Genomic DNA, 25,521 nt, shown 5'->3' with positions numbered 1-25,521 from the left:
GATTCGACTTGCTCACGAAAGCGGTGGATCAGTCAGTACATCTGTTACTGATTCACCGCTTTCGCGAGCAAGCCCGCTCCCACACAAGCCTATTGCATCAGAAGGTGTAGTTCAGCACACCCATCACCGACGTCTGCATCCTGCGCTCGACAATCGGGCTTTTACCCGCATCACCGGACAAATACTGCATATCCAGCTGGGTGGAAAAGGTGGTCTGGTCGCTGATGGGCAGGGTCCAGCTCACATTCAAGCCGCGGCTGACCATCCCGCCCTTGGCGTCATACGCGCGAAAGCGGCTGCGCTGGGCCTGGCCTGGGGTCACGCCATACCAGGTCTGCACATAGTTGCTATCGCCAAAACGGCTGTTGAGGCTGGCGTCCACGGTGCCGTAGTCACCGTCATACAGGTTGGTGCCGATGCTCAGCTCTAACGAGGTGAACGCCTTGCCGCTGTCTTTCTTGTCGTCTTCCTCCAAGGCATGTTCCAGGGTCGCGCCCAGGATCGCCGAGCCCAAGGTGTAGCTGGCGCTGACGCCGATCTGCGGCCGCGACTTGATATCGCCCATGCCCTTGAGTCGATCGGAGCCGAGGTGGCCGCTTTTCTTCTTGTCCTTGCGCGACGCACTGGCCCCGACGTAGGCGCTGAAGCTGGCGTTGTCATCCTCATAGCCCCAACCCAGCCCCGTATTGGTGTCGAGGAAAATCCCCCACGGACTGACGATTTGCCCGCCCAGCACTGGCAAGGTCGTCCGCTCATCGCTGCCGCTATAGCGCGGCATGCTGGCTACGCCGGCCTGAAGGCTGTACTCCCAGTCTGCCGCGGTGGACAGTTGGGCCCAGGTAACCAGCCACAGTGACGTGGCAGACAGGTAGATCGTTTTTGTACGCATGATGGCCTTCATCGTTCTATCGAAGGCTCAAATGCTAGGCAGTGGGTGTCCAACGGTCTTTGACAGCTTTGTCGGGAAACTGTCAAAGACTGTTAAGCGCGGGTTTCAGCCTGTTGGCTCTGAGCGCAAAGTGGCAATCAGCGCCTTGATCGCCCCCGGCAGGGCATCCAGTTCGCGTACCAGAATGCTGCGCTCGCGCACCGCCCAGCTTTCATCGAGCTTGACGGTCACCAGTTGCATGGTCCGGCTGTGCCGTACGGCAGCGGACTCGGGGATGATGCCGATGCCGACCCCGGCTTCGACCATCCGGCAGATGGCCTCGAAGCTCGACATCTGGATACGCAGTGACAGCTGCTTGCCCAGGCGCTCGACGTGTTCACGCAAGAAACTGAGCAAGGTGCTGCCTTCGTGCAGGCCGATATGTTGATAGGCCAGGGTTTGCTCCAGGGTGACCGCCGGCTGGTTGGCCAAGGGATGGCCCACCGGCACCGTCAGCACCAGGTGGTCGGTGCTGAAATGCAATACCTGCAAGCCCGGTGCCTGCACGGGGCCGGCGATGATACCCATGTCACTGGTGCCGTCGAGCACGCCGCGCACGATGTCGCGGGACAGGCGCTCTTGCAGGTCGACCGTGACACCCGGGCGCTGGGAGAGGAAGCCAGCGAGGATTTCCGGGAGAAACTCGGTGACCGCCGTGGTGTTGGCGAAGATGCGGATATGCCCGGCGGAGTCGGCGCCATATTGGGTGAATTCGCTTTTCAGGTAATCGACCTGGCGCATGATCAGTCGTGCGTGATGCAGCAGTCGCTCGCCGGCCGGGGTGATTTCCACGCCGCGACTGTCACGGTACAGCAGGCGCGTATCCAGTTGGCCCTCCAGGGCCTTGATCCGGGCACTGGCCGCCGCCGGCGAGAGAAACGCGCGTTTGGCGCCCTGGGTCAGGCTGGGGGATTCGGCGATATGGATAAACAGGCGCAGGTCGGCCAGGTCGAAGTGCATGCAAGGCTCCCGGGTAAGGACGGCGGCGTTCAGCATAACCGAACGCTGGTTTATTGAAATGCAAATTCTCAGAACGGCCAGGCGCTTGCATGATCCGTGGCAGACACCCACTGCCCGAGGACCTGCACCCGATGAGCGCCACTGATTGGATCGGCCGAAGCGAAACCACCCGCGACCATTTGAGCTGTAACCTACTCAAGCGTATTGCCGCCACCTTCGGCGAGGCGGTGCCGGACGACGGAGCGGATTTACCACCGCTATGGCAGTGGTGTTTCTTCCAGGACCCGTTGCCGGAAACCGCCCTGGGTGCCGATGGCCATCCGGCCCGGGGCGGGTTCCTGCCGCCGGCCGATAACCGCAACCGCATGTGGGCCGGCGGGCGTATCGAATTTTTGCATGCCCTGCGTGCCGGGGAGGCGGCAACCCGCGTGTCGACCATCACCCAGGTCGAGGAAAAGACCGGTCGCAGTGGCTCGTTGCTGTTCGTCACCGTGCGCCACGATTATTCCCAGGACGGCCGCCTGGCGATCCGCGAAGAGCAGGACATCGTCTACCGCGAGCCCACGCCGCCCAAGTCGGGCAGCGGTGATGCCCTGGTCCGGGGCGAGTGGCTTGAGGTGATCGAGCCCACGCCGACCCTGCTGTTTCGCTACAGCGCCGTGACCTTCAACGGCCACCGCATTCACTACGACTACCCCTACGTGACCGGCACCGAAGGCTATTCGGGACTGGTGGTGCATGGGCCGCTGATTGCCACCTTGAGCCTGCGTGCCTTTTGCCGAGCGCATCCCGAAGCGACTTTGCGCCGGTTCGCCTATCGCGGCGTGCGCCCGTTGATTGCGCCGCAGCCGTTTGAAGTGGGCGGGCGGGTGACGGCGGCCGGTGTTGCCCAGCTATGGGCCGGTAACGCCGACGGCCTGGCGCAGCAAGCTGAAGTGCATTTCGAATAATCCAAGAACAACAGGCGGAGAGCCGTTTATGAACCCCAATGACAACGAAGAACTCAACGCCATCCGCGAAGGCGTGCGGGCCTTGTGCGCTGAATTCGACGCCGCTTACTGGCGCAAAGTCGATGAAGAAAAGGGCTTTCCCGAAGCCTTCGTCAAGGCCCTGACCGATGCTGGCTGGCTGTCGGCGATGATTCCCGAGGAATACGGTGGCTCCGGCCTGGGCCTGGCCGAAGCCTCGGTGATCCTTGAGGAAGTCAACCGCTGCGGCGGCAACTCCGGCACTGTCCACGGCCAGATGTACAACATGTTCACCCTGCTGCGTCACGGCAGCGAGGCGCAAAAGCGCTTCTACCTGCCCAGGCTGGCCAGTGGCGAATTGCGCCTGCAGTCCATGGCTGTCACCGAGCCCACCACCGGCACCGACACCACCAAGATCAAGACCACCGCAATCAAGCGTGGCGACAAATACGTGATCAATGGGCAGAAGGTGTGGATCTCGCGGGTGCAGCATTCCGACCTGATGATTCTGCTGGCGCGCACCACGCCGCTGGCCGAGGTGAAGAAAAAGTCCGAAGGCATGTCGATCTTCCTGGTGGACCTGCGCGAAGCCATCGGCAACGGCCTGACCGTGCAGCCCATCGCCAATATGGTCAACCACGAGACCAACGAGTTGTTCTTCGACAACCTGGAATTGCCCCTGGACAGTTTGATCGGCGAGGAGGGCAAGGGCTTCAAATACATCCTCGACGGCTTGAATGCCGAGCGCACGCTGATCGCCGCCGAGTGCATCGGCGACGGCCGCTGGTTTATCGAAAAGGCCAGTGCCTATGCCCGGGATCGCGTGGTGTTTGGCCGGCCTATCGGGCAGAACCAGGGCGTACAGTTCCCGATAGCCCAAGCCCATATCGAGATCGAAGCGGCGGACCTGATGCGCTGGCGTGCCTGCGAGGAATACGACAGCGGCGTGAATGCCGGGGCCAGCGCCAACATGGCCAAGTACCTGGCGGCCAAGGCGTCCTGGGAAGCGGCCAATGCCTGCCTGCAAACCCATGGTGGTTTTGGTTTTGCCTGCGAGTACGACGTGGAGCGCAAATTCCGCGAGACGCGCCTGTACCAGGTGGCGCCGATCTCCACCAACCTGATCCTGTCTTACGTGGCCGAGCATTTGCTCGAACTGCCGCGCAGCTTTTGAGGGCCTGCACATGAGCCATACCCAAGCCTTGTGTCGGTTCCTTGCCGAGTTGAATTACCCGCAATTGCCCGAGGCGGTGCTGGCACGTACCGAAGATCTTTACCTGGATTGGCTGGCCTCGGCGCTGGCCAGCCAAGGCGCGCACCCGATTCCATTATTTGAACGCTATGCGCAAAAGATGGGCCCGGCCACAGGACCTGCGCAAGTGATCGTCAACGCAGGCAGCAGCAGTGCGTATTTCGCAGCGCTGGTGAACGCAGCCTCATCGCACCTGGTGGAGCAGGATGACTTGCACAACAGCTCGGTGTTGCACCCGGCGACTGTGGTGTTCCCCGCTGCCCTGGCCGCTGCGCAAGACCTCGGCAAATCCGGTCGCGAGTTGCTGCTGGCCTCGGTGGCCGGTTATGAGGCCGGGATTCGTATCGGCGAATTCATGGGCCGTTCCCACTACCGCATCTTCCACACTACGGCCACGGTCGGCACCCTGGCGGCGGCGGTGGCGGTCGGTAAGTTGCTGGCGTTCAACGAGGAGCAGTTTATCAATCTGCTCGGCAGCGCCGGCACCCAGGCTGCCGGGCTCTGGGAGTTCCTGCGCGATGCTGCCGACTCCAAGCAATTGCACACGGCCAAGGCCGCTGCGGATGGCTTGCTTGCCGCGTACCTGACGGCGGATGGCCTGAGCGGTGCGCGCAATATCCTTGAAGGCGACCAGGGTTTGGCAGCGGGCATGTCCACCGACGCGCAGCCGAGCAAATTGTCGGCTGGCCTCGGTAGCCGCTGGGCGCTGCTGGAAACTTCGTTCAAGTTCCACGCCTCGTGCCGCCATACCCACCCGGCCGCCGATGCGTTGCTGGACTTGATGCAGCGCGAAGGACTGGCCGCTGCGGATATCGCCAAGGTCGAGACGCGTGTGCATCAGGGCGCCATCGATGTACTCGGCCGCGTGACGGTGCCGGCCAGCGTACACCAGGCCAAATTCTCCATGGGCACCGTGCTCGGCCTGATAGCCGTGCATGGCAAGGCCGGGCTCACCGAGTTTCACCAGTTGGCCCTGAGCGATCACGCCGTCGCTGCGTTTCGTGACAAGGTCTGCATGACCCTCGACCACGAAGTCGACGACGCCTATCCGCAACGCTGGCTGGGCCGCGTCACCGTGACCTGTGTCGATGGCCGCACATTGCACGGCGCGATTGACGAGCCCAAGGGTGACCCGGGCAACACCCTGAGCCGTGGGCAGTTGGCGGACAAGTTCCAGCGCCTCTGCCAGTTCAGCGGTGCCCGCACGCCGGCCCAGGCCAGCGCCTTGATCGAAAAAACCTGGAACCTGCGCAATGCCGTGTCCATGGCCCATTGGCTTTGAGGAATTGTCATGACTGCTAATCAACGGCCGCTGGACGGCATTACCGTGGTCAGCCTGGAGCACGCGATAGCGGCGCCATTCTGTACCCGTCAACTGGCCGACCTAGGCGCGCGCGTGATCAAGATCGAACGCCCGGGCAGCGGTGATTTCGCCCGTGGCTATGACGAGCGTGTGCGCGGCCTGGCCTCGCATTTTGTGTGGACCAACCGCTCCAAGGAAAGCCTGACCCTGGACCTCAAGCAGGATGAGGCCGGTGCAATCCTCGACACGTTGCTGGCCGATGCCGACGTACTGGTGCAGAACCTCGCGCCCGGAGCTGCGGCGCGTATGGGGCTGTCGTTCGAGGCGCTGCAGGTGCGTTTTCCACGGCTGATTGTCTGCGATATTTCCGGTTATGGCGAAGGCGGGCCCTACGAGAAAAAGAAGGCCTATGACCTGCTGATCCAGAGTGAGGGCGGCTTTCTTTCGGTGACCGGTGGCCCCGGTGAAGACCAGATGGCCAAGGCCGGTTGTTCCATCGCCGATATCTCCGCCGGCATGTATGCCTACAGCGGCATCCTCTCGGCCCTGCTGCTGCGCGGCAAGACCGGCAAGGGCAGCCGCATCGACGTGAGCATGCTGGAAAGCCTGGTGGAGTGGATGGGGTATCCGATGTACTACGCCTTCGAGGGCGCTCCCCAGCCACCGCGTGCCGGTGCTGCGCATTCGACGATCTACCCATATGGGCCGTTTCCCACGGGCGACGGCGGCACCGTGATGCTCGGTTTGCAGAACGAGCGCGAATGGGCAGCGTTTTGCGACAAGGTGCTGCTCACGCCTGAGCTTGCGACGGATGAGCGCTTCTCGGCCAACTTCAAGCGGTCGGCCAATCGCGAAGTGCTGCGCCAGATCATTGTCACAAGTTTTGCCCAACTCGACGCGCACGCTGTGATCCAGCGCCTGGAAGATGCGCAGATCGCCAGTGCGCGGGTCAACGATATGCAAGGCGTGTGGGATCACCCGCAACTCAAGGCCCGTGACAGCTGGCGTGAAGTCGACAGCCCGGCCGGGCCCTTGCCGTCGCTGCTGCCGCCGGGACGCAATAGCGCATTTACCCCGCGCATGGACGCTGTGCCTGCGCTGGGGCAACACAACCAAGGGATTCTCCAGCGCTTGGGTTACACCCGTGAGGCCATCGAATCCCTGAATACTCGCGGCATCATCTAACCGGCTCCTACAGGAGGGGTGAAAACAGGAAGGTCAGTTATGAAGCATTCTATTGTGCGCTCCGCGCTGTTCGTGCCGGGCAGCCGCCCTGAGCGTTTTGCCAAGGCCCTGGCCAGTGGCGCTGATGCAGTGATTGTGGATTTTGAAGACGCGGTGCAAGAGCCGCTCAAGCGCCAGGCGCGGGACAACCTTGGCGCATTCTTGCAAGCCCATCCTGACGCCCGGGTGTGGGTACGGATCAACGCACCGGAGCATGATGAACACTTTGAGGACGTGGCGTTCTGCAAAACCCATGCAAACGTCGCAGGCGTGCTGCTACCGAAGGTGGAAAGTGCGGCGCAGGTGGCAGTAGTGGCCGCCGCTGGCAAGCTGATCTGGCCGATTATCGAAAGTGCCAAGGGCCTTCTGGCTATTGCCGAAATTGCCCATGCGCCACAGGTGCAGCGCCTGTCGTTTGGGGGACTGGACCTGGCGCTGGACCTGAACCTGAGCAGCCACTCGGCGGCGGCCAATTTTGCCCTTGATCAGGCACGCCTGGCGCTGATCGTGCACTCCCGCGCTGCCGGCCTGGAGGCTCCGCTGGACGGCGTACACCCGGCCATCGACGACCCCGAGGGCCTGCGCCACTCGATCCGACATGCCTATGAAATGGGTTTTACCGGGGCGCTGTGTATCCACCCCAAACAGGTGCCGGTGATCCATGCAGCCCTGGCGCCGAGTGCGGCGGACCTGGCCTGGGCCCAGCGGGTGGTGGATGCCGGTGTCCATGGGGCAGGGGCCTATCAGATCGATGGGCAGATGGTGGATGCGCCGGTGTTGTTGCGGGCGCAAAGGCTGCTGGCAGCCCAGCTCTGACTGACCCAACCTGATCTGAATGTAGGCGCTGGAGCTGCATTGTGCCTAGGGTTGGCGTTCGGCTTGGCCGAACGCAGGGTTCAAATATTTGAAATTCACTACACGCGTGACATCAGGCACCTTGCCTGACACCACCACAACAATAAAAAGGTGATTCCCATGCTCAAGCTTTCTCGGGCGCTGTTGTGCGCCGCCACGTTGTTTGCCGCAGGCCTGGCCCAGGCGGCGGATCCGATCGTCATCAAGTTCGCCCACGTGGTTGCCGAAAACACCCCAAAAGGCCAGGGCGCGCTGCTGTTCAAGAAGCTTGTCGAAGAACGCTTGCCGGGCAAGGTCAAGGTCGAGGTGTACCCCAACTCGTCACTGTTTGGCGACGGCAAGGAAATGGAAGCGCTGCTGCTGGGCGACGTACAGATGCTGGCGCCGTCCCTGGCCAAGTTCGAGCAATACACCAAGCAAGTGCAGATCTACGACCTGCCATTCCTGTTCAATGACCTGGCCGCCGTCGACCGTTTCCAGGCCGCCGAGGGCAAGCAACTGCTGACGTCGATGCAGGACAAGAACATCCTCGGCCTGGCGTATTGGCACAACGGGCTCAAGCAACTGTCGGCCAACAAGGCCTTGCATGAACCCAAGGATGCCCGTGGCCTGAAGTTTCGCGTGCAGGCCTCCAGCGTGCTGGAAGAACAGTTCAAGGCGATTCGCGCCAACCCGCGCAAGATGAGTTTTGCCGAGGTCTACCAGGGGTTGCAGACCGGCACCGTCAACGGCACCGAAAACACTTGGTCGAACTACGAAAGCCAGAAGGTCAACGAGGTGCAGAAGTACTTCACCGAGTCCAACCACGGCCTGATCGACTACATGGTGATCACCAACGCCAAGTTCTGGAATGGCCTGACGCCGCAGATCCGCACCGCCCTGGAGCAGGTCATGGTCGAAGTCACCGTCGAGGTGAACAAGCAGGCCGAAGCGCTGAATCAGTCGGCCAAGCAAAAAATCATCGACGCCAAGACCAGCGAAATCATCGAGCTGACCCCTGAGCAACGCCAGCTATGGCGTGAAGCCATGCGCCCGGTGTGGCAGAAGTTCGAGGGGCCGATTGGCGCTGACCTGATCAAGGCCGCGGACGCTGCCAACCAGTGATCGCCTGAGCGACACCGATCAAATGTGGGAGCGGGCTTGCCCGCGATGGCGGCGGCTGAGCCAGTAGAGATGCCTTTTATGCCCTCATCGCGGGCAAGCCCGCTCTCACATTTTGCGACCCCTTTCCCTGTAAGCGAGGTTTTGCCATGCAATCCCTAAGGCGCGTCTGGGAGCATCTGGAGGAAGGTTTTATCGCCTTCCTGCTGGCCGCCATGACCTTGGTGACGTTTGTCTACGTCATGCTCAACAACATCTACACCCTGTTTTTTGCCCTGGCTGACAAGTGGGCCTGGAGCAGTGGCTTTTTCAACGCCCTGGGCGACGGCACCATGACCTGGGCCCAGGACATGACCTGGAGCGTCGCGCTGACCAAGGCGATGTTTGGCTGGCTGATTTTCTTCGGTATTTCCTATGGCGTGCGCACCGCCGGCCACTTGGGCGTGGATGCCCTGGTACGCCTGACGCCACGCCGGGTCCAGCGCCTGCTGGGGATGCTGGCCTGCCTGTGCTGCCTGGCTTACGCCGGGCTGTTCATGGTTGCCAGCTACAAGTGGGTGAGTGCGGTGATGACGGCCGAGATCGGTGCCGAAGACCTCGACCATTTTGGCCTGGAGGTCGGGCATATCGTGCTGATCGTGCCGGTTGGCTTCGCCTTGGTGCTGATCCGCTACCTGGAAATTTTCTACCGCCTGTTTACCCACCGCCAGGTCGGGTTGGGGTTGGCCGATGAAGCCGGTGAAGCCAGCAAATTGGCTGGCAGCCATGAGGAGCGTGACTGATGGCCGTTCTCTGCCTGTTTTTGCTGCTGTTGGTGTTTATGTTTCTCGGCGTGCCCATCGCCATTTCCCTGGGCTTGTCGGGCGCGATGTCGATCCTGATGTTCAGCCAGGATTCGTTGAGTTCCCTGGCGATCAAGCTGTTCGAAACCAGCGACGCCTATACCTTCCTGGCGATTCCGTTCTTCCTGCTGTCGGGGGCGTTCATGACCACCGGTGGCGTGGCGCAACGCCTGATCGATTTTGCCAACGCCTGTGTCGGGCATATCCGCGGTGGCCTGGCGATTGCGGCAGTACTGGCCTGCATGCTGTTTGCCGCGTTGTCCGGTTCATCGCCGGCGACGGTGGCAGCGGTGGGGTCGATTGCCGTGGCCGGCATGGTGCGCTCTGGTTACCCCAAGGAGTTCGGTGCCGGGATCATCTGTAATGCCGGGACCCTGGGGATCCTGATTCCGCCCTCGATCGTGATGGTGGTGTACTCGGCGGCGACGGAAACTTCCGTGGGCAAACTGTTCATGGCCGGGGTGATCCCGGGCTTGCTGCTGGGCCTGATGCTGATGATCGCGATCTACATCGTGGCGCGGATCAAAAAGCTGCCGGCCCAACCCCGGGCGACGTTCAGCCAGTGGCTGGGCTGTGCCCGCCGCGCGTTCTGGGGCCTGTTGCTGTTGGTGATCATCCTGGGTGGTATCTACAGCGGGATGTTCACCCCCACTGAAGCGGCAGCCGTGGCGGCGGTGTACTCGGCGTTTGTCGCGTTGTTCGTGTACAAGGACATGCGCCTCAAGGACTGCCCCAAAGTACTGCTGGAGTCTGGGCGCCTGTCGATCATGCTGATGTTCATCATCGCCAACGCCATGCTGTTTGCCCATGTCCTGACCACCGAACAGATCCCGCAGGAAATCACGGCCTGGGTCATTTCCGAAGGGCTGACCCCGATTGGCTTTTTGCTGATGGTCAACGTGGTGCTATTGATCGCTGGCAGTTTTATGGAGCCATCGGCGATTGTGCTGATCCTGGCGCCGATCTTCTTCCCGATTGCGATGAAGCTGGGCATCGACCCGATTCACCTGGGGATTGTGATGGTGGTGAACATGGAGATCGGCCTGGTGCACCCACCCGTAGGGTTGAACCTGTTCGTGACCTCGGCGGTGACCGGCCTGACCCTGGGCCAGACCATCCGCGCCGCGATGCCGTGGTTGATGATCCTGTTGGCGTTCCTGATCCTGGTGACATACGTGCCGTTTATCTCACTGGCGCTGCCGGGTTGGTTGGGGATGTAGCCCCGCGCCCTAACGCCGCACCATTCCCAGACTTGATTTCAATCAAGGGCTCACTGGCCACCTGCCACCTACCATCGACTTCATATTCCGGCCGTTGAAGTCAGTGAGCCCATGAACCGCCCCAAGCCCTCGACCCTCGCTACTCTGGCTGCAAGTCCTGTCACCTGGCTGGTAGTGCTGGTACTGCTGTTCAGTCTGGCTGGCCCGGCCCAGGCCAAGACCTACGGCGCGATCGAGCAGCAGCGCATCGACAAAATCTTCCCCCAGGCAGACGCCATTTCCGCCCCCGAAGGCCAGTTCAAGGTACGCACGCTGTCGGCCAAAGGTGTGGTCATTGGCTACGTGTTCCAGAGCCTGGATGTGGTGGATATCCCGGCCTATTCCGGCAAGCCGATCAATACCCAGGTGATCCTTGATCTGGCCGGGGTGATTCGTGATGCCTATGTGCTGGAGCACCACGAACCGATTCTGCTGATCGGCATTCCCGAGGCCAAGTTGCATGATTTCACCGCCCGCTACAGCGGGATCAACGTCAAGCAGCGGGTGGTGGTGGGGCGCTCCAGCGACAGCCAGGCGGTGACCGTGGATGCGGTGGCCGGCGCCACGGTGACGGCGATGGTGGTCAATGAAGTGATCATGCGGGCGGCCCATGAAGTGGCGGTGTCGCTCAAGCTGATCGAGGACAAGGCCAGCACTGCGCAGAAAATCGCCCTGGTACGCAGCGACCTGTTCGAACCCGCCAGTTGGGCACAGTTGACCGGCAATGGCGCAGTGCGCCGCCTGCATCTGACGCGCGGGCAGGTGGATGAGGCGTTCAAGGGCGCCGAGGCTGAGGGCGTCGAGGTGGCGGGGCCGGGGCAGGGCGACGAGACGTTTATCGACTTGTATGTCGCTGATCTCAACGCACCGAGCATTGGCCGCAACCTGTTGGGCGAGGCGCAATACCGGGTGCTGATGCAGGGCCTCAAGCCGGGTGAGCAGGCCATCGCGGTGCTGGGGCGTGGTTTGTTTTCATTCAAGGGCTCGGGCTACGTGCGCGGTGGGATTTTTGATCGGGTGCAGTTGCGCCAGTTCGGCAATGTCAGCAGCTTTCGCGATATGGACCACCAGCGGCTGTACGACCTGTTTGCCGAGGGCATGCCCGAGTTCGATGAAATGTCGCTGTTTATCGTGCGGCCCCAGGCGAAATTCGATCCGGGTTCAGCGTGGACCCTGGAGCTGTTGGTGCGGCGCCAGACCGGTCCGGTCAGCGGCACCTTCACCAGCTTTGAATTGCCCTACCAGATGCCCGAGGCCTACCTGGAACGGCCCTTGCCGACCGCCGCCGAGCAGGCTGCCATCGACGAAGCCAACCGGCCGATGTGGCTGACGATCTGGTACCAGAAGCAGTTCCAGATATTGGTGCTGGGCGCTGCCCTGGCGGTGTTGACGGTGATTCTATTCCTGCAGGACAGCCTGGCCCGGCGCCCGCGTCTGCTGCACTGGGTGCGTCGCGGGTATCTGCTGTTTACCGTGGTGTTTATCGGTTGGTACGCCCTGGGGCAGTTGTCGGTGGTCAATGTGCTGACCTTTGTGCATGCGCTGTTCCAGCAGTTCCGCTGGGAGCTGTTCCTCACCGACCCGCTGATCTTCATGCTTTGGGTCTTTACCGCCGCGAGCATCCTGCTGTGGGGGCGCGGGGTGTTCTGTGGCTGGCTGTGTCCATTTGGCGCCTTGCAGGAGCTGATCAACGAGGCGGCACGCAAGCTCAAGGTGCGCCAGTTCGAGCTGCCGTTTGCCGTGCATGAGCGGCTGTGGGCGATCAAGTATTTGATCCTGCTGGGGCTGTTTGGCCTGTCCCTGGAGTCGATGGCCACCGCCGAACGCTTTGCCGAAGTGGAGCCATTCAAGACCGCGATTACCCTGCATTTCGACCGCCAGTGGTGGTTCGTGGCCTATGCGCTGGCGCTGTTGGTGATCAACATCTTCACGCGCAAGGTCTATTGCCGCTATGTCTGCCCGCTGGGCGCGGCGCTGGCAATCCCGAGCAAGTTCCGCCTGTTCGACTGGCTCAAACGGCGCAAGGAATGCGGCGATCCGTGCCAGTTGTGCGCCAAGGAGTGCGAGATCCAGGCGATCCACCCCGACGGTCATATCAACGCCAATGAATGCCACTACTGCCTCGACTGCCAGATGACCTGGCACAACGACCACAAATGCCCGCCCCTGATCAACAAGCGCAAAAAACGCAACAAGGCCGCACCTACCACCGGGCAATTGATCCCGGTGGTGCAGGTGGCGGTGCCTGAATGACGGCCTTGGGCACCCACTTTTCCCCTCTGGAGCACATCATGAACGACAGCGAATCGAAAACAGCCGGGGCCACCCCGGAACCCGAAGGCCTGAGCCGGCGTGGTTTCCTTGGCACTGGCGCAGTCACCGGCGCGGTACTGGCCGGGGCCACGGCCCTTGGTGGCACGGTATTTACCCGCGAGTCCTTTGCGGCGGCGGCCAAGGAAGCCAAGTCGAAGATCCACGTGGGGCCGGGTGAGCTGGACCAGTACTACGGCTTCTGGAGCGGCGGCCACCAAGGCGAAGTACGAGTGCTGGGTGTGCCGTCGATGCGCGAGCTGATGCGCATCCCGGTGTTCAACGTCGACTCGGCCACCGGTTGGGGCCTGACCAACGAGAGCAAGCGCATCCTCGGCGAGGGCGCCAAGTATCAGAACGGCGACTGCCACCACCCGCACTTGTCCACCACCGATGGCCGTTATGACGGCAAATACCTGTTTATCAATGACAAGGCCAACACCCGCGTCGCGCGGATCCGCCTGGACATCATGAAGTGCGACAAGATTGTCACCGTGCCCAACGCCCAGGCGATCCATGGCCTGCGCCTGCAAAAAGTGCCGTACACCAAGTACGTGTTCTGCAACGCCGAGTTCATCATCCCGCACCCCAATGACGGCCACACCTTCGACCTGCAAGACAAAAACAGCTTCACTATGTTCAACGCCATCGACGCGGAAAAAATGGAAATGGCCTTCCAGGTCATCGTCGACGGCAACCTCGACAACGCCGACATGGACTACACCGGCAAATACGCCGCGGCCACCTGCTACAACTCGGAGAAGGCGTCCGACCTGGGTGGCATGATGCGCAACGAGCGTGACTGGGTAGTGGTGTTCAACATCCCGCGCATCGAAGCAGCGATCAAGGCCGGCAAGTTCATCAACCTCGATGGCGTCAAGGTGCCGGTGGTGGACGGGCGCAAGGGCGAGGATGGCAAGGACAGCGAATTCACCCGTTACATCCCGGTGCCGAAGAACCCCCACGGCTGCAACACCTCGCCGGACGGTAAGTACTTTATCGCCAACGGCAAGCTGTCACCGACCTGCACCATCATCGCCATCGACAAGCTCGACGACCTGTTCAGCGACAAGATCAAGGACCCGCGCGGCGTGGTGGTCGGCGAGCCGGAACTGGGCCTGGGGCCGTTGCACACCACCTACGATGGCCGGGGCTTTGCCTACACCACGCTGTTTATCGACAGCCAGGTGGTGAAGTGGAACATCGCCGAAGCCATCCGCGCCTACGGTGGCGAGAAGGTCAACTACATCAAGCAGAAGCTCGATGTGCACTACCAACCAGGCCACAACCACGCCTCGCTGACTGAAACCCGGGACGCCGACGGCCAATGGCTGGTGGTGCTCAGCAAGTTCTCCAAGGACCGCTTCCTGCCCACCGGCCCGTTGCACCCGGAAAACGATCAGTTGATCGACATCTCGGGCGATGAAATGAAACTGGTCCACGACGGTCCGACCTTCGCCGAACCCCACGACTGCGTAATGGCGCGGCGTGACCAGATCAAGACCAAGAAGATCTGGGAACGCAACGACCCGTTCTTTGCCGAAACCGTGGCCATCGCGGCCAAGGACGGGATCAAGCTGGAGACCGATAACAAGGTGATCCGTGATGGCAAGAAAGTGCGGGTGTACATGACCTCCATGGCGCCGACCTACGGCCTGACCGAGTTCACCGTCAAGCATGGCGATGAAGTCACCGTGACCATCACCAATATCGACCAGATCGAGGACGTGACCCACGGTTTTGTCATGACCAACCATGGCGTGAGCATGGAAATCAGCCCGCAGCAGACGTCTTCCATCACCTTCATCGCCGACAAGCCGGGGCTGCATTGGTACTACTGCAGCTGGTTCTGCCATGCGCTGCATATGGAGATGGTCGGGCGGATGTTGGTCGAGCGGACCTAACGGCGAGCGCCCACCAATGTGGGAGCGGGCTTGCTCGCGATGGCGGTGTGCCGGCCAGGAATTACTTGACTGACCCACCGCTTTCGCGAGCAAGCCCGCTCCCACACTAGATCTGTGTCGCTCCATAGATTGGGCTTTGATCAAAAGGAATACTCCGTGGCTCGACCCCTCACGTTATTGACCGGGTTTGTGTGGCTGCTGTCTTCGGCCACAACCAGTGCCGCTGTACTGCCCATCACCGACTTGCCGTTAGTAGCCGCAGGCCCGCACCACTGGCGCCTGCCCGCCGGCGACTACCAGGGCTCTTTCAGCATCGACCAAGCCCTGCAACTGACCTGCGAACCCGGTGCGGTGATCCACAGCCAGGGCTTGGGCAACGGCCTGTTGATCAACGCGCCCGACGTCACCGTCGAGGGCTGTACCTTCCTCGATTGGGGGCATGACCTCACCGCGATGAACGCGGCGATCTTCATCCAGCCTAAGGCCCACAGTGCTGTGATCAAGGGCAACCACATGCGCGGCCAGGGTTTTGGTGTGTGGGTCGATGGCACGGTGGATGTGAGCGTGATCGACAACCAGATCCAGGGCGACCCGGCCATGCGCTCCCAGGACCGGGGCAATGGCATCCACCTGTATGCGGTCAAAGGCGCCCGAGTGATTGGCAACCAGGTGCGCGATGCCCGCGATGGCATCTACATCGACACCTCCAACGGCAACCTGCTGCAAGGCAACACCCTGGAAGACCTGCGCTACGGCATCCACTACATGTTCGCCAACGACAACCAGGTGCTGGGCAACATCACCCGCCGCACCCGCACCGGCTACGCCCTGATGCAAAGCCGCAAGCTGACGGTGATTGGCAATCGCTCCGAACAGGACCAGAACTACGGGATCCTGATGAACTACATCACCTATTCCACCCTGCGCGACAACGTCGTCAACGATGTGCGCGACGGCACCACGGGCGACACCATGATCACCGGTGCCGAAGGCAAGGCGCTGTTTATCTACAACTCGCTGTTCAACAGCATCGAACACAACCACTTCGGGCGCAGTGCGGTGGGCATTCACCTCACGGCCGGCTCCGAAGACAACCGGATTGCGGGCAACGCCTTTGTCGGCAACCAGCGCCAGGTCAAGTACGTGGCCACGCGCTTGCAGGAATGGTCGGCGGATGGTCGCGGTAACTTCTGGAGCGACTACCTGGGTTGGGACCGCAATAACGACGGCCTGGGGGATGTGGCCTATGAGCCCAACGATAACGTCGACCGCCTGCTGTGGCTGTACCCCCAAGTGCGCCTGTTGATGAACAGCCCCGGCATCGAGTTGCTGCGCTGGGTGCAGCGGGCGTTTCCGGTGATCAAGTCGCCGGGGGTGATGGACAGTCATCCGCTGATGAAAGACCCCACGCTATCCCTGCTCAAGGAGCCCGCATGATGCCTGTCGTCGAAATCCAAGGCGTGACCCAGCGTTATGGGCACGCCACTGTGCTGCATGACCTGAACCTGAGCCTGGCGCCGGGAGAGGTGCTGGGCCTGTTCGGTCATAACGGCGCGGGCAAGACCACCAGCATGAAGTTGATCCTGGGTTTGTTGCAGGCAAGCAGCGGCCAGGTGCGGGTGTTTGGCCGCGCGCCCAGCGATCCTCAGATGCGCCGCATGCTTGGGTATCTGCCCGAGAACGTGACCTTTTACCCGCAACTCAGCGGCCTGGAGACCTTGCAGCATTTTGCCCGGCTCAAGGGCGCGCCGATGAGCCAGGTCGCGACCCTGCTGGAAGACGTCGGCCTGACGGCGGCAGCGCGGCGGCGGGTCAAGACCTACTCCAAAGGCATGCGCCAGCGCCTCGGGCTGGCCCAGGCCCTGCTTGGCGAACCACGCTTGCTGTTGCTCGACGAGCCCACCGTGGGCCTCGACCCGATCGCCACCCAGGATTTGTATCGCTTGCTCGACCGTCTGCGCGGGCAGGGCACCAGCATCATCCTTTGCTCCCATGTGCTGCCGGGCGTGGAGGCGCATATCAACCGCGCGGCGATCCTCACCCAGGGCCGATTGCTGGCTCTTGGCACGTTGGCGGCCTTGCGTGAAGAAGCCGGGCTGCCGACCCTGATCCGCAGCAGTGGCCTGCAGCGTGCGGCGCTCTTGCAAAAACGCTGGAGCGAGGCTGGCCACGTTACTCGGCGCTGGGGTGTGGAAGGCCTGCAAGTGGCCGCGTTCAACGGCAACAAGCTGGACCTGCTGCGTCAGTTGCTGGATCAGGACAGCCCCAGCGATGTGGAAATCATCGTGCCGTCGCTGGAGGACCTGTACCGCCATTACATGGACAGCCCCGTGGAGTACGCCCAATGACGCCGATCTGGAACATGGCCCGCAAGGAATTCAGCGACGGCCTGCGCAATCGCTGGTTGTTAGCGATCAGCCTGTTGTTTGCGGTGCTGGCCATCGGCATTGCCTGGCTGGGCGCGGCGGCGTCCGGGCAACTGGGCTTTACCTCGATCCCGGCGACCATCGCCAGCCTGGCCAGCCTGGCGACCTTCCTCATGCCGTTGATTGCGCTGTTGCTGGCCTATGACGCGATTGTCGGTGAGGACGAAAGCGGCACCTTGCTGCTGTTGCTTACTTATCCCCTGGGGCGAGGGCAGATCCTGCTGGGCAAGTTCGTCGGCCATGGGTTGATCCTGGCCCTGGCGACCTTTATTGGATTCGGCTGCGCCATGCTCGCCATTGCGCTGCTGGTGGATGACGTCGAGTTCAGCCTGCTGCTCTGGGCCTTTGGTCGATTCATGCTGACCTCGACCTTGCTCGGCTGGGGCTTTCTGGGGCTGGCGTATGTGTTGAGCGCCGTCTCGGCAGAGAAGTCCACGGCGGCCGGGCTGGCCCTGGGCGTGTGGTTCTTTTTTGTCCTGGTGTTCGACCTGGCATTGCTGGCGCTGCTGGTGCTCAGCGAGGGTCAGTTCAGCCCGACGTTGTTGCCCTGGCTATTGCTGTTCAACCCGGCGGATGTGTACCGGCTGATCAACCTGTCGGGCTTCGATACCGGCCCGGCGTCGGTGGGCGTGATGGCCCTGGGCGGCGACCTGGCGGTGCCAGCGGCGATGTTGTGGCTGTGCCTGGCGGCATGGGTTGCAGGGCCACTGGCCTGGGCCTATTGGCTGTTTGGGCGGCGCGCAGCCTGAGTTTTTATTAGTGGAGCAGATGAGCATGAAAATCGGGTTGGTGTTGCTGTTGAGCCTGCTGTTGGTCGGGTGTGACAAGCCGGTGGCGGCGGGCGTAGGTGATGGGCCGGTGGCGTTTCATCCGGCGGATGAGTGCCATGTGTGCGGCATGGTGATCAGCGAATTCCCGGGGCCCAAGGGCGAGGTGGTGGAGCAGGGCGCGGCGAAGAAGTTTTGCTCCACGGCAGAAATGCTCGGCTGGTGGTTGCAGCCGGAAAATCATCACACGCAGTCCAAGCTGTACGTGCATGACATGGGGCGCAGCCATTGGGACACCCCGGATGATGCCCATCTGATCGACGCCAAGACCGCTTACTACGTGCTCGGTACCGGGCTCAAGGGCGCCATGGGCGTGGTATTGGCCTCGTTTTCCGAGCAGGCGGTGGCACAGAAAGTCGCGGCGGATACCGGCGGGCGAGTGCTGCGTTTTGAGGAGATAGATCTGGCGCTGTTGCAGCAGCCGGCAGGCATGTCCCATAGCGGCCATTGACAGTTTGCTAGCTGCACCCACCGCATTCCAAATGTGGGAGCGCTCCTACCGGTTGACCAACTTCGCCGGCAAGGCGATCACCAGCAAGCAACTGAGCACCAGGCTCCCGGCAAAGAACCACATCGCCCCGGCGCTGCTGCCGGTCACGTCGATTGCCAGGCCCATCAACGAGTTGCTGACCAAACCGGCAATATTGGCCAGGGAACAGGCCAGGGCAAAGCCGGTGGCCGCCGCGGTGCCGGTGAGGAACGTCGCCGGCAGGCTGAAAAACACCGGCACGGCGCCGAGGATCGCCGCCGAAGCCACGGCAAACAGGGCCACGGTGGCGACCACGTTATGACTGAAGAAGGTGCTGCTGGCCATGGCCACGGCACCCACCAGAAAGGGCACGATAATGTGCCAGCGGCGCTCGCGGTATTTGTCGGAGCTGGCGCCGATCAGCAGCATGCCGGCCAACGCGGCGACACTGGGCAGGGCGGTGAGCAGGCCGATATGGAAGGTGTCGCTGATCCCGGCGTTACGGATCAGGGTCGGCATCCAGAAACCCATGGCATAGGCACTGAGCAGGATCGAGAAGTCGATACCGCCGAGCATCCACACCTTGAGGTTAAAGAACCCATCACGAAAGCGCCGTGGGCTGTGGCTGGCGTGGCTGTCATCGGCGCGCAATTGCTCTTGCAGCAAGGTCTTTTCTGCGGCGGACAACCATTTGGCCTGGTGATAGGTATTGGGCAGCGCCCAGAACGCCAGCACCCCCAACAGCACGCTGGGCAACGCTTCAAGCAGGAACAGCCATTGCCAGCCGCGCAGGCCGCCCATCTGGTCGAAGTGGCTCATGATCCAGCCGGACAACGGCCCGCCAATCACACTGGACAGCGGCAGGCCGATCATGAACAGCGCAATGACCCGCCCCCGGCGATGGGTGGGGAACCAGGTGGTCAGGTAATACAACACCCCCGGCAGGAATCCTGCCTCGGCGACACCCAGCAAAAACCGAAGCACATAGAACTGGGTGGTCGAGGTGACCAGCAGCGTGCAGGCCGAGAGCAGGCCCCAGGTGATCATGATGCGGGCGATCCAGATCCGCGCGCCGACGCGTTCCAGGATCAGGTTGCTCGGCACTTCAAACAGGATATAGCCGACAAAGAACAGACCGGCGCCCAGGCCGAACGCGGTTTCGCTGAACTGCAACTGGTCTTGCATCTGCAACTTGGCAAAACCGATATTGATCCGGTCCAGGTAGGCAGCCAGGTAGCAAAAGCACAGGAAGGGAATCAGTTTCCAGGTGATCTTGTGGTACAGCGCGTGGATTGGGTCGGCGACCGTGGGCATCGGTGTGTCTCATGGGCAATGAGTAGGGCGGGGCGAATATAGCATTCCGGCACCGACAAGCTCTGTCTGAAACGCGCCACCTGGCTGGGGTTGCTGTGCGAAAGCAGCTACGTTTAACGCTTCCAATAAACAGAGTATCCACGGATGAACTACCAACCCTTTACCCGAACCTTGATCGCGACGGCCCTGGTCCTGACATTCAGCGGTGTGCAGGCGGCCTCCCAGGCCCCGGTGGCCGGTGAAAACGGCATGGTGGTGACCGCCCAGCACCTGGCGACCCACGTGGGCGTCGATGTCTTGAAGGCTGGCGGCAACGCCGTGGATGCGGCAGTTGCCGTGGGGTACGCCTTGGCAGTGGTCTACCCGGCAGCGGGCAACCTCGGCGGTGGTGGGTTCATGACCGTGCAACTGGCGGACGGGCGCAAGACCTTCCTCGACTTCCGCGAAAAAGCCCCATTGGCGGCCACCGCCGACATGTACCTGGACAAGGACGGCAACGTCGTCCCCGGCCTCAGCGCCAAAGGCCACCTGGCCGTCGGCGTACCCGGCACCGTCTCCGGCATGGAACTGGCCCTGAGCAAGTACGGCACCCTCAAGCGCGCCCAAGTGATCGCGCCGGCGATCAAACTTGCAGAAAACGGCTTTGCCCTCGACCAGGGCGATATCGACATGCTGCACAGCGCTACCGAAGAGTTCAAAAAAGACCAGGACCTGCGCGGCATCTTCCTCAACAAGGGTGAGCCACTGCAGGTCGGGCAGAAACTGGTGCAAAAAGACCTGGCCCGCACCCTGCGGGAAATCTCCGCCAAGGGCACCGATGGCTTCTACAAAGGTTGGGTGGCCAAGGCCATCGTCGACTCCAGCCAGGCCGGCAAGGGCATCATCGCCCAGGCCGACCTGGACAAATACCAGACCCGCGAACTGGCGCCCATCGAGTGCGACTATCGCGGCTACCACGTGGTCTCGGCGCCGCCGCCCAGCTCGGGCGGCCTGGTGATTTGCCAGATCATGAACATCCTCGAAGGCTACCCGATGGCCGAACTGGGCTACGGCTCGGCCCAGGGCACCCATTACCAGATCGAAGCCATGCGCCACGCCTACGTGGATCGCAACAGCTACCTGGGCGACCCGGATTTTGTACAAAACCCGGTTGAACACCTGCTGGACAAGAACTACGCCGCCAAACTGCGCGCCGCCATCGACCCGCAAAAGGCCGGTGACTCCATGGCCATCAAGCCCGGCGTCGCGCCCCATGAAGGCAGCAACACCACCCATTACTCCATCGTCGACAAATGGGGCAACGCGGTCTCGGTGACCTACACCCTCAACGACTGGTTCGGTGCTGGCGTCATGGCCAGTAAGACCGGGGTGATCCTCAACGACGAAATGGACGACTTCACCGTCAAGGTCGGCGTACCCAACATGTACGGGCTGGTCCAGGGCGAAGCCAACGCCATCGCCCCAGGCAAGGCGCCACTGTCGTCCATGAGCCCGACCATCGTCACCAAGGACGGCAAGGCCGTGATGGTCATCGGCACACCGGGCGGCAGCCGCATCATCACCGCCACCTTGCTGACCATCCTCAACGTCATCGACTACAAGATGAACATCCAGGAAGCCGTCAACGCCCCACGCTTCCACCAACAGTGGATGCCCGACAGCACCAACCTCGAAACCTTCGCCCTGAGCCCCGACACCCAGAAAATCCTCGAAAGCTGGGGCCACAAATTCGCCGGCCCCCAAGACGCCAACCACCTGGCCGCCATCCTCGTCGGCGCCCCGTCCCTGGACGGCAAGCCCGTGGGCAACAACCGCTTCTACGGCGCCAACGATCCACGGCGCAATACCGGGCTGTCGCTGGGCTACTAAGCGTAGGCAGGGCAGGGGAGAATGGCCCCGGCCCTGCCGCACAGAAGAATATTTTTTGAAATCAAGGGCTTGCCAGCCTCGGCAAATCAGTACATAATTGCCGCCATCGAACGCACTGAGGCATAAAAAACTTCAATGTTTTCAATGAGATAGAGTAGAGGCGGCTTCACATAGCCCACTCAAGTTTATATGCGGTGAATGTCGGTGGTTTTGGCATTGATCGTTTGAGGCCGAGTAGCAAAATGGTTATGCAGCGGATTGCAAATCCGCCTACGCCGGTTCGATTCCGACCTCGGCCTCCACTCTTGAAAGCCCCGTAGATTAACGTCTACGGGGTTTTTTATTGCCTGTGGGAAAGTGCTGGAGTTCCGAAACTATTTCATTTTGAAGGCTGGTGAGCGGTCGGAGTTTCTGATCTTCGCGCCGCGATTTGCAGTCGTGAACGAGATCGACGGAATAGTCATTCCGATGTTTGTTGTCCAGAACAATCAGGTTGTGTCAACACAGCGATCATCAGTAAGGCGCTTATTCAGGAGATCATCCTAGGGATGAACATACGGTCTCCAGCGGTTGACTCGCAAGGGCGGCCACTACTTGAGACCAACGTTCCGGCAGGGAAGCTCGTCTTCCGTAGTGAGGATGAAGATCCGCCACTCTTCTCGCCAGTGGCCCATGCGCTACCCTGCTGGTGCCATCTCGACCGCTACACAACGCCCTTTCGTACGCACCTTCTGCACCAGTCGTGCTCTGTTGACAAACACATTGATCTCGCAGCTGCCTGAGTGCTGTACGTCTTCCCAATATTCTGCGTGCACAAGTTGCCCGTTCTGCGGCCCCGTGTAAGTACCCGCTGCTTCACGTGAGACATAGCTACTGTCACGTACATACCTAAGCACTACCATATCTTCCTCCGGCACCACCATGATCTGCCTTGGCACACCGAAGAAGTCGATCAGTTCGCCCGCCGGGCGATCTTTCCAGGCACTGCTGGCCGACAATGATGCACAGCCACTGAGCAAGGTGGCGAGCAGGGCCAACATAAACAATCGGTTCATAAGGTCTTCTCCCTGAAGGTCGCGTTACTTGGCAGGCATCTGCGCGAACCCTTCATCTATCTTCTGCATGATGGCCGTCTTGGCGGCCTCGCGGTTCAATATCTCGAAGAAGTGCGGCCCTGCCTTGCTCATTTGCGACGCGGGCATCACACCCAAGTGCTCCATCTTCTTGGCCTGGCGTTCAGTCGGCTTACAGACAAAGTCACGGCTTTGCATCAGCCAGGCGTCAGGTTTGCTCTGCCATTGGCTGGAGTACTTCGCATTGCGGAACTCATTGAACACGCTGCGGAAATCCGCTGCACCCATTATTCGCACGCGGTTCTTCGCACAATCGATTTCGACATCGTAAGAGGTGAAATCGGGTTTACCGGGCTCTTCGTAAAGTTGGTATACACCCAATGATTTCGCGCCACCTGGACGATTGACGATGTGAGTGGGGTCGCCGTCTGCGATGAACACCTGATTCTTGCCCAAGGCACCCTGGTAGTGAACGACCCAGAAGTCGCCCTTCAGCACTTCGCTCGCCTGGGCAGCGAGGGCACTACACAGTAATGCGGCAGGCAAGAGATGCCTTGTAAAAGCGATCATAGGAGCGGCCCTTTGCCGTTATTTTTGAAGACAATAGCTTCACACCCTGGATATGAGGCAAAGGGCCATCTAGCACATTCGTACTATTCATAAGAGACTTCTACGCCAATACCATCGTGATACAGTCGGCCATGCGCTTCGGCAACTAACTAGGAACAAAAAAACACGACTCTTGTCGCAGTATGGATTCCCAAGCAGGATTCGATAAAGCGGTGCTGTGTATCTCTATCGATACATCGAATTAGCACATTACGATGCTGATTCGGCGCTAAAGCACTAGAAAAAGGATTTTGGAAAATGTTAAAGAAAATAACCATAGCTGGTTTCACTCTTGCACTTACAGGTTGCGGACTTCTCCCTCCTCCAGCGCCACCCGCTCCCCCCACAGTCGAGCACTCTATTGCAAGCAAGACCGAAATCGCCGATGCAAAAAGGAAGCTGCTCAGACGTATATCAGACCCAGACTCCGCGAAATTTGAAACTATTTACAAGTTCAAGGGGCGCTTCGCTAGCGGTAAAAGCTATGAAGGAGTCTGTGGGTATGTGAATTATAAAGGCGCAGAAGGTGGTTATGAAGGATTTACACCGTTTATGGTTGTTGGAGATGTGGTCTCTTATTACGGTGACCATTTACCTCATAACTACCATATACTCAAAAGTTTTTGCACAAAGTTACGATCAAGCTAAGGAGGCTCTGAATTTAACTTTCCGTCTCTGGTGAAATACGTCGATCCGCTTGCCCGAGTTTTCCGTTGAAGCAGATGACCTTCGCCGACGCCGAGTACGCCGGCAAGCGCAAGCAGACCCGCAAGGCGTTGTTCTTGATCGAGATGGATCAAGTGGTACCGTGGAAGGGCTTGATCGCTCTCATCGAGCCGGCGATCACTGCAATTGCGTGCAGGCCGTTTTGGTTTTTGCTGCTTACCACTACCCATTGAGAATCGCTGTGTAATTCTGCTCCACTCGCTTGTCATTCTGGCGCCATCATCACTGCAAGCGTCAGCTTGATGAACTCTTCATGTAGTTCGATTCCAAGGATTAAGCCGAAGTATGATCCCTCGGTTGTGAGTGTGTTACAGGTAGTTCACTGTGAAAGTGACTGATGCGTTTGCAGTACCTGCTTCTAGTTTGTCTGCCAAGCGGTAGTAAGCAGCAGATAATGGTATCTGAAAGCTTGACCCACTGGTATTGAACCCGTTGAATGTGTAAGTGGTACCCAGGGCGATAGGTTGACCTGCCTCATTCATCAGTTTCAAGCCGAGTCCTTTTGCTGTTGAGCTGGAGTTTAGTGCCACGACTCCATTCTTCTGGTCTATTACTTGAGAGGTTGCTTTGAGCGAATAGGTAACCTTTTGAATCCCTGTCTGGCACTGATTGAGCCCAATATTGAACTTGATCGTGCGGGGTGTGTCGCCGACTTTACTGAACTCCTGTAGTTGATAGTCGTCGCCCATTCGAACTGAAACCTCAGGGGTTTGACAGGAGGAAGAATTCAGAGTGATTGGATTCACTAGATTAAGCTTTACAATGTCTAGGTTTCCAATTTGGTGTGTTCCCAATAAACCAGCAGGAACGATGTTGTTTACTGGTTGCTCGCTTGTTTTAATTATTTCAATCGTATAGTTTCGAGCAGGGTCGTTATAGGCAATCCCCGGCAAGACATAGTTTGCTGAAAGGTAGCCGAAGTCTTCATACTTAACTTTAAGAGAAAGTCCTGTTTTTCCGAGGGAGAAAACATTTCCAGTTGGGACGTTACCTAGTGTTGGGTTTAGGGCAAAAATAAAGGAGGGGGTTGAAGTGCAGCTAAATCCCTTCGGCGGCGCCGTGATGGACTCCTGATAAACAATCATTCCAATAGGAGCATCCCTAGGGATCGTCAAGTTAATTAGCGTACTCCCAAAATTTGCTGTGAATAGAGAGCCAGAGCTGAAGCGGCAGCTTGCAGCTAATGTGCCTGATGAATATGCAAGCGCTATCGCGGCCACAATATTAAATTGTGCTAGTAGGCGCGAGCTGCTGGCTGCTGGCTGCTGGCTGCTGGCTGCTGGCTGCTGGCTGCTGGCTGCT

23 protein-coding genes, 1 tRNA gene and 1 pseudogene are annotated in these 25,521 nt (G+C 60.3%); 19 read left to right on the top strand and 6 right to left on the bottom strand.

Annotated features, from left to right (window positions below):
• Window positions 1-97 precede the first annotated feature (97 nt).
• Window positions 98-889, bottom strand: coding sequence for a MipA/OmpV family protein (locus tag KL786_RS20525; RefSeq protein WP_215518797.1), 792 nt, complete (start codon window positions 887-889; stop codon window positions 98-100).
• Between the two features lie 105 nt (window positions 890-994).
• A complete protein-coding gene (locus tag KL786_RS20520) occupies window positions 995-1,888 on the bottom strand; it encodes a LysR family transcriptional regulator (protein ID WP_215518796.1) in 894 nt (297 codons plus the stop codon).
• A gap of 131 nt (window positions 1,889-2,019) precedes the next feature.
• On the opposite strand from KL786_RS20520, the gene KL786_RS20515 reads away from it, so the two are divergent.
• The 14 genes from KL786_RS20515 (at window position 2,020) to KL786_RS20450 (ending at window position 18,610) form a co-directional block, all read left to right on the top strand.
• Window positions 2,020-2,838, top strand: a complete 819-nt coding sequence (locus tag KL786_RS20515; protein ID WP_215518831.1) for an HTD2 family dehydratase — start codon at window positions 2,020-2,022, stop codon at window positions 2,836-2,838.
• A gap of 28 nt (window positions 2,839-2,866) precedes the next feature.
• On the top strand, window positions 2,867-4,030 hold the full coding sequence (locus KL786_RS20510; RefSeq protein WP_215518795.1) for an acyl-CoA dehydrogenase family protein: 1,164 nt from the start codon (window positions 2,867-2,869) through the stop codon (window positions 4,028-4,030).
• Window positions 4,031-4,040: 10 nt separating this feature from the next.
• Complete coding sequence (locus KL786_RS20505; RefSeq protein WP_215518794.1) at window positions 4,041-5,390, top strand: MmgE/PrpD family protein; 1,350 nt, start codon at window positions 4,041-4,043, stop codon at window positions 5,388-5,390.
• A gap of 9 nt (window positions 5,391-5,399) precedes the next feature.
• The gene (locus tag KL786_RS20500) at window positions 5,400-6,596 is read left to right on the top strand and encodes a CaiB/BaiF CoA transferase family protein (RefSeq protein ID WP_215518793.1); all 1,197 of its coding nucleotides are present in this window, start codon (window positions 5,400-5,402) and stop codon (window positions 6,594-6,596) included.
• A 39-nt stretch (window positions 6,597-6,635) separates the two neighbouring features.
• Window positions 6,636-7,451, top strand: a complete 816-nt coding sequence (locus KL786_RS20495; protein WP_215518792.1) for an HpcH/HpaI aldolase/citrate lyase family protein — start codon at window positions 6,636-6,638, stop codon at window positions 7,449-7,451.
• 159 nt (window positions 7,452-7,610) lie between these two features.
• On the top strand, window positions 7,611-8,594 hold the full coding sequence (locus tag KL786_RS20490; protein WP_215518791.1) for a TRAP transporter substrate-binding protein: 984 nt from the start codon (window positions 7,611-7,613) through the stop codon (window positions 8,592-8,594).
• Window positions 8,595-8,740: 146 nt separating this feature from the next.
• On the top strand, window positions 8,741-9,373 hold the full coding sequence (locus KL786_RS20485; RefSeq protein WP_215518790.1) for a TRAP transporter small permease: 633 nt from the start codon (window positions 8,741-8,743) through the stop codon (window positions 9,371-9,373).
• Window positions 9,373-10,653, top strand: coding sequence for a C4-dicarboxylate TRAP transporter large permease protein DctM (gene dctM, locus KL786_RS20480; protein WP_032860855.1), 1,281 nt, complete (start codon window positions 9,373-9,375; stop codon window positions 10,651-10,653). Before KL786_RS20485 ends, dctM begins: the two co-directional genes overlap by 1 nt.
• A gap of 111 nt (window positions 10,654-10,764) precedes the next feature.
• Complete coding sequence (nosR, locus tag KL786_RS20475; RefSeq protein WP_215518789.1) at window positions 10,765-12,945, top strand: transcriptional regulator NosR; 2,181 nt, start codon at window positions 10,765-10,767, stop codon at window positions 12,943-12,945.
• Window positions 12,946-12,983: 38 nt separating this feature from the next.
• Window positions 12,984-14,906 carry a TAT-dependent nitrous-oxide reductase gene (gene nosZ, locus KL786_RS20470; protein WP_215518788.1) on the top strand — a complete coding sequence of 641 codons (1,923 nt, stop codon included), beginning with the start codon at window positions 12,984-12,986 and terminating at the stop codon, window positions 14,904-14,906.
• Window positions 14,907-15,083: 177 nt separating this feature from the next.
• Window positions 15,084-16,343 carry a nitrous oxide reductase family maturation protein NosD gene (locus tag KL786_RS20465; RefSeq protein WP_252193799.1) on the top strand — a complete coding sequence of 420 codons (1,260 nt, stop codon included), beginning with the start codon at window positions 15,084-15,086 and terminating at the stop codon, window positions 16,341-16,343.
• Window positions 16,343-17,254 (top strand): ABC transporter ATP-binding protein, encoded by a 912-nt coding sequence (locus KL786_RS20460; protein WP_215518787.1) that lies wholly within the window; start codon window positions 16,343-16,345, stop codon window positions 17,252-17,254. Before KL786_RS20465 ends, KL786_RS20460 begins: the two co-directional genes overlap by 1 nt.
• Window positions 17,251-18,081 (top strand): ABC transporter permease, encoded by an 831-nt coding sequence (locus KL786_RS20455; RefSeq protein ID WP_215518786.1) that lies wholly within the window; start codon window positions 17,251-17,253, stop codon window positions 18,079-18,081. The genes KL786_RS20460 and KL786_RS20455 overlap by 4 nt, the downstream gene beginning before the upstream one ends.
• Before the next feature lie 25 nt (window positions 18,082-18,106).
• Window positions 18,107-18,610 (top strand): nitrous oxide reductase accessory protein NosL, encoded by a 504-nt coding sequence (locus KL786_RS20450; protein WP_252193796.1) that lies wholly within the window; start codon window positions 18,107-18,109, stop codon window positions 18,608-18,610.
• Between the two features lie 45 nt (window positions 18,611-18,655).
• Here the strand turns inward: KL786_RS20450 and KL786_RS20445 are convergent, their stop codons facing one another.
• The gene (locus KL786_RS20445; RefSeq protein ID WP_154843467.1) at window positions 18,656-19,942 is read right to left on the bottom strand and encodes an MFS transporter; all 1,287 of its coding nucleotides are present in this window, start codon (window positions 19,940-19,942) and stop codon (window positions 18,656-18,658) included.
• Between the two features lie 144 nt (window positions 19,943-20,086).
• Here KL786_RS20445 and ggt point away from each other — a divergent pair, with 144 nt between their 5' ends.
• The 3 genes from ggt (at window position 20,087) to KL786_RS29660 (ending at window position 22,357) form a co-directional block, all read left to right on the top strand.
• On the top strand, window positions 20,087-21,811 hold the full coding sequence (gene ggt, locus KL786_RS20440; protein ID WP_215518784.1) for a gamma-glutamyltransferase: 1,725 nt from the start codon (window positions 20,087-20,089) through the stop codon (window positions 21,809-21,811).
• A gap of 228 nt (window positions 21,812-22,039) precedes the next feature.
• Window positions 22,040-22,113, top strand: a tRNA-Cys gene (locus KL786_RS20435).
• A 55-nt stretch (window positions 22,114-22,168) separates the two neighbouring features.
• Entirely contained in the window at window positions 22,169-22,357 is a 189-nt protein-coding gene (locus KL786_RS29660) for a phage tail tip fiber protein (protein ID WP_353844678.1), read from the top strand.
• A gap of 131 nt (window positions 22,358-22,488) precedes the next feature.
• Here the strand turns inward: KL786_RS29660 and KL786_RS20425 are convergent, their stop codons facing one another.
• Both KL786_RS20425 and KL786_RS20420 read right to left on the bottom strand, forming a co-directional pair.
• The gene (locus tag KL786_RS20425) at window positions 22,489-22,866 is read right to left on the bottom strand and encodes a hypothetical protein (protein ID WP_215518783.1); all 378 of its coding nucleotides are present in this window, start codon (window positions 22,864-22,866) and stop codon (window positions 22,489-22,491) included.
• A gap of 24 nt (window positions 22,867-22,890) precedes the next feature.
• On the bottom strand, window positions 22,891-23,454 hold the full coding sequence (locus tag KL786_RS20420; protein WP_215518782.1) for a hypothetical protein: 564 nt from the start codon (window positions 23,452-23,454) through the stop codon (window positions 22,891-22,893).
• A 297-nt stretch (window positions 23,455-23,751) separates the two neighbouring features.
• On the opposite strand from KL786_RS20420, the gene KL786_RS20415 reads away from it, so the two are divergent.
• Complete coding sequence (locus KL786_RS20415; protein ID WP_215518781.1) at window positions 23,752-24,141, top strand: hypothetical protein; 390 nt, start codon at window positions 23,752-23,754, stop codon at window positions 24,139-24,141.
• Window positions 24,142-24,206: 65 nt separating this feature from the next.
• Window positions 24,207-24,332, top strand: a pseudogene (locus KL786_RS20410) (IS5/IS1182 family transposase); the annotation flags it as partial.
• A 195-nt stretch (window positions 24,333-24,527) separates the two neighbouring features.
• Here KL786_RS20410 and KL786_RS29655 read toward each other — a convergent pair.
• Window positions 24,528-25,521 (bottom strand): fimbrial protein (locus tag KL786_RS29655; protein WP_252193795.1); only part of this gene is annotated, 994 nt, incomplete at its 5' end.

Origin of the sequence: Pseudomonas sp. TAE6080 (genome assembly GCF_018732265.1) — a bacterium.
GTDB classification, from domain to species: Bacteria; Pseudomonadota; Gammaproteobacteria; order Pseudomonadales; family Pseudomonadaceae; genus Aquipseudomonas; species Aquipseudomonas brenneri.
The sequence above is the reverse complement of the archived record's forward strand: the minus strand, read 5'-3'. Positions and strand labels throughout refer to the sequence as shown.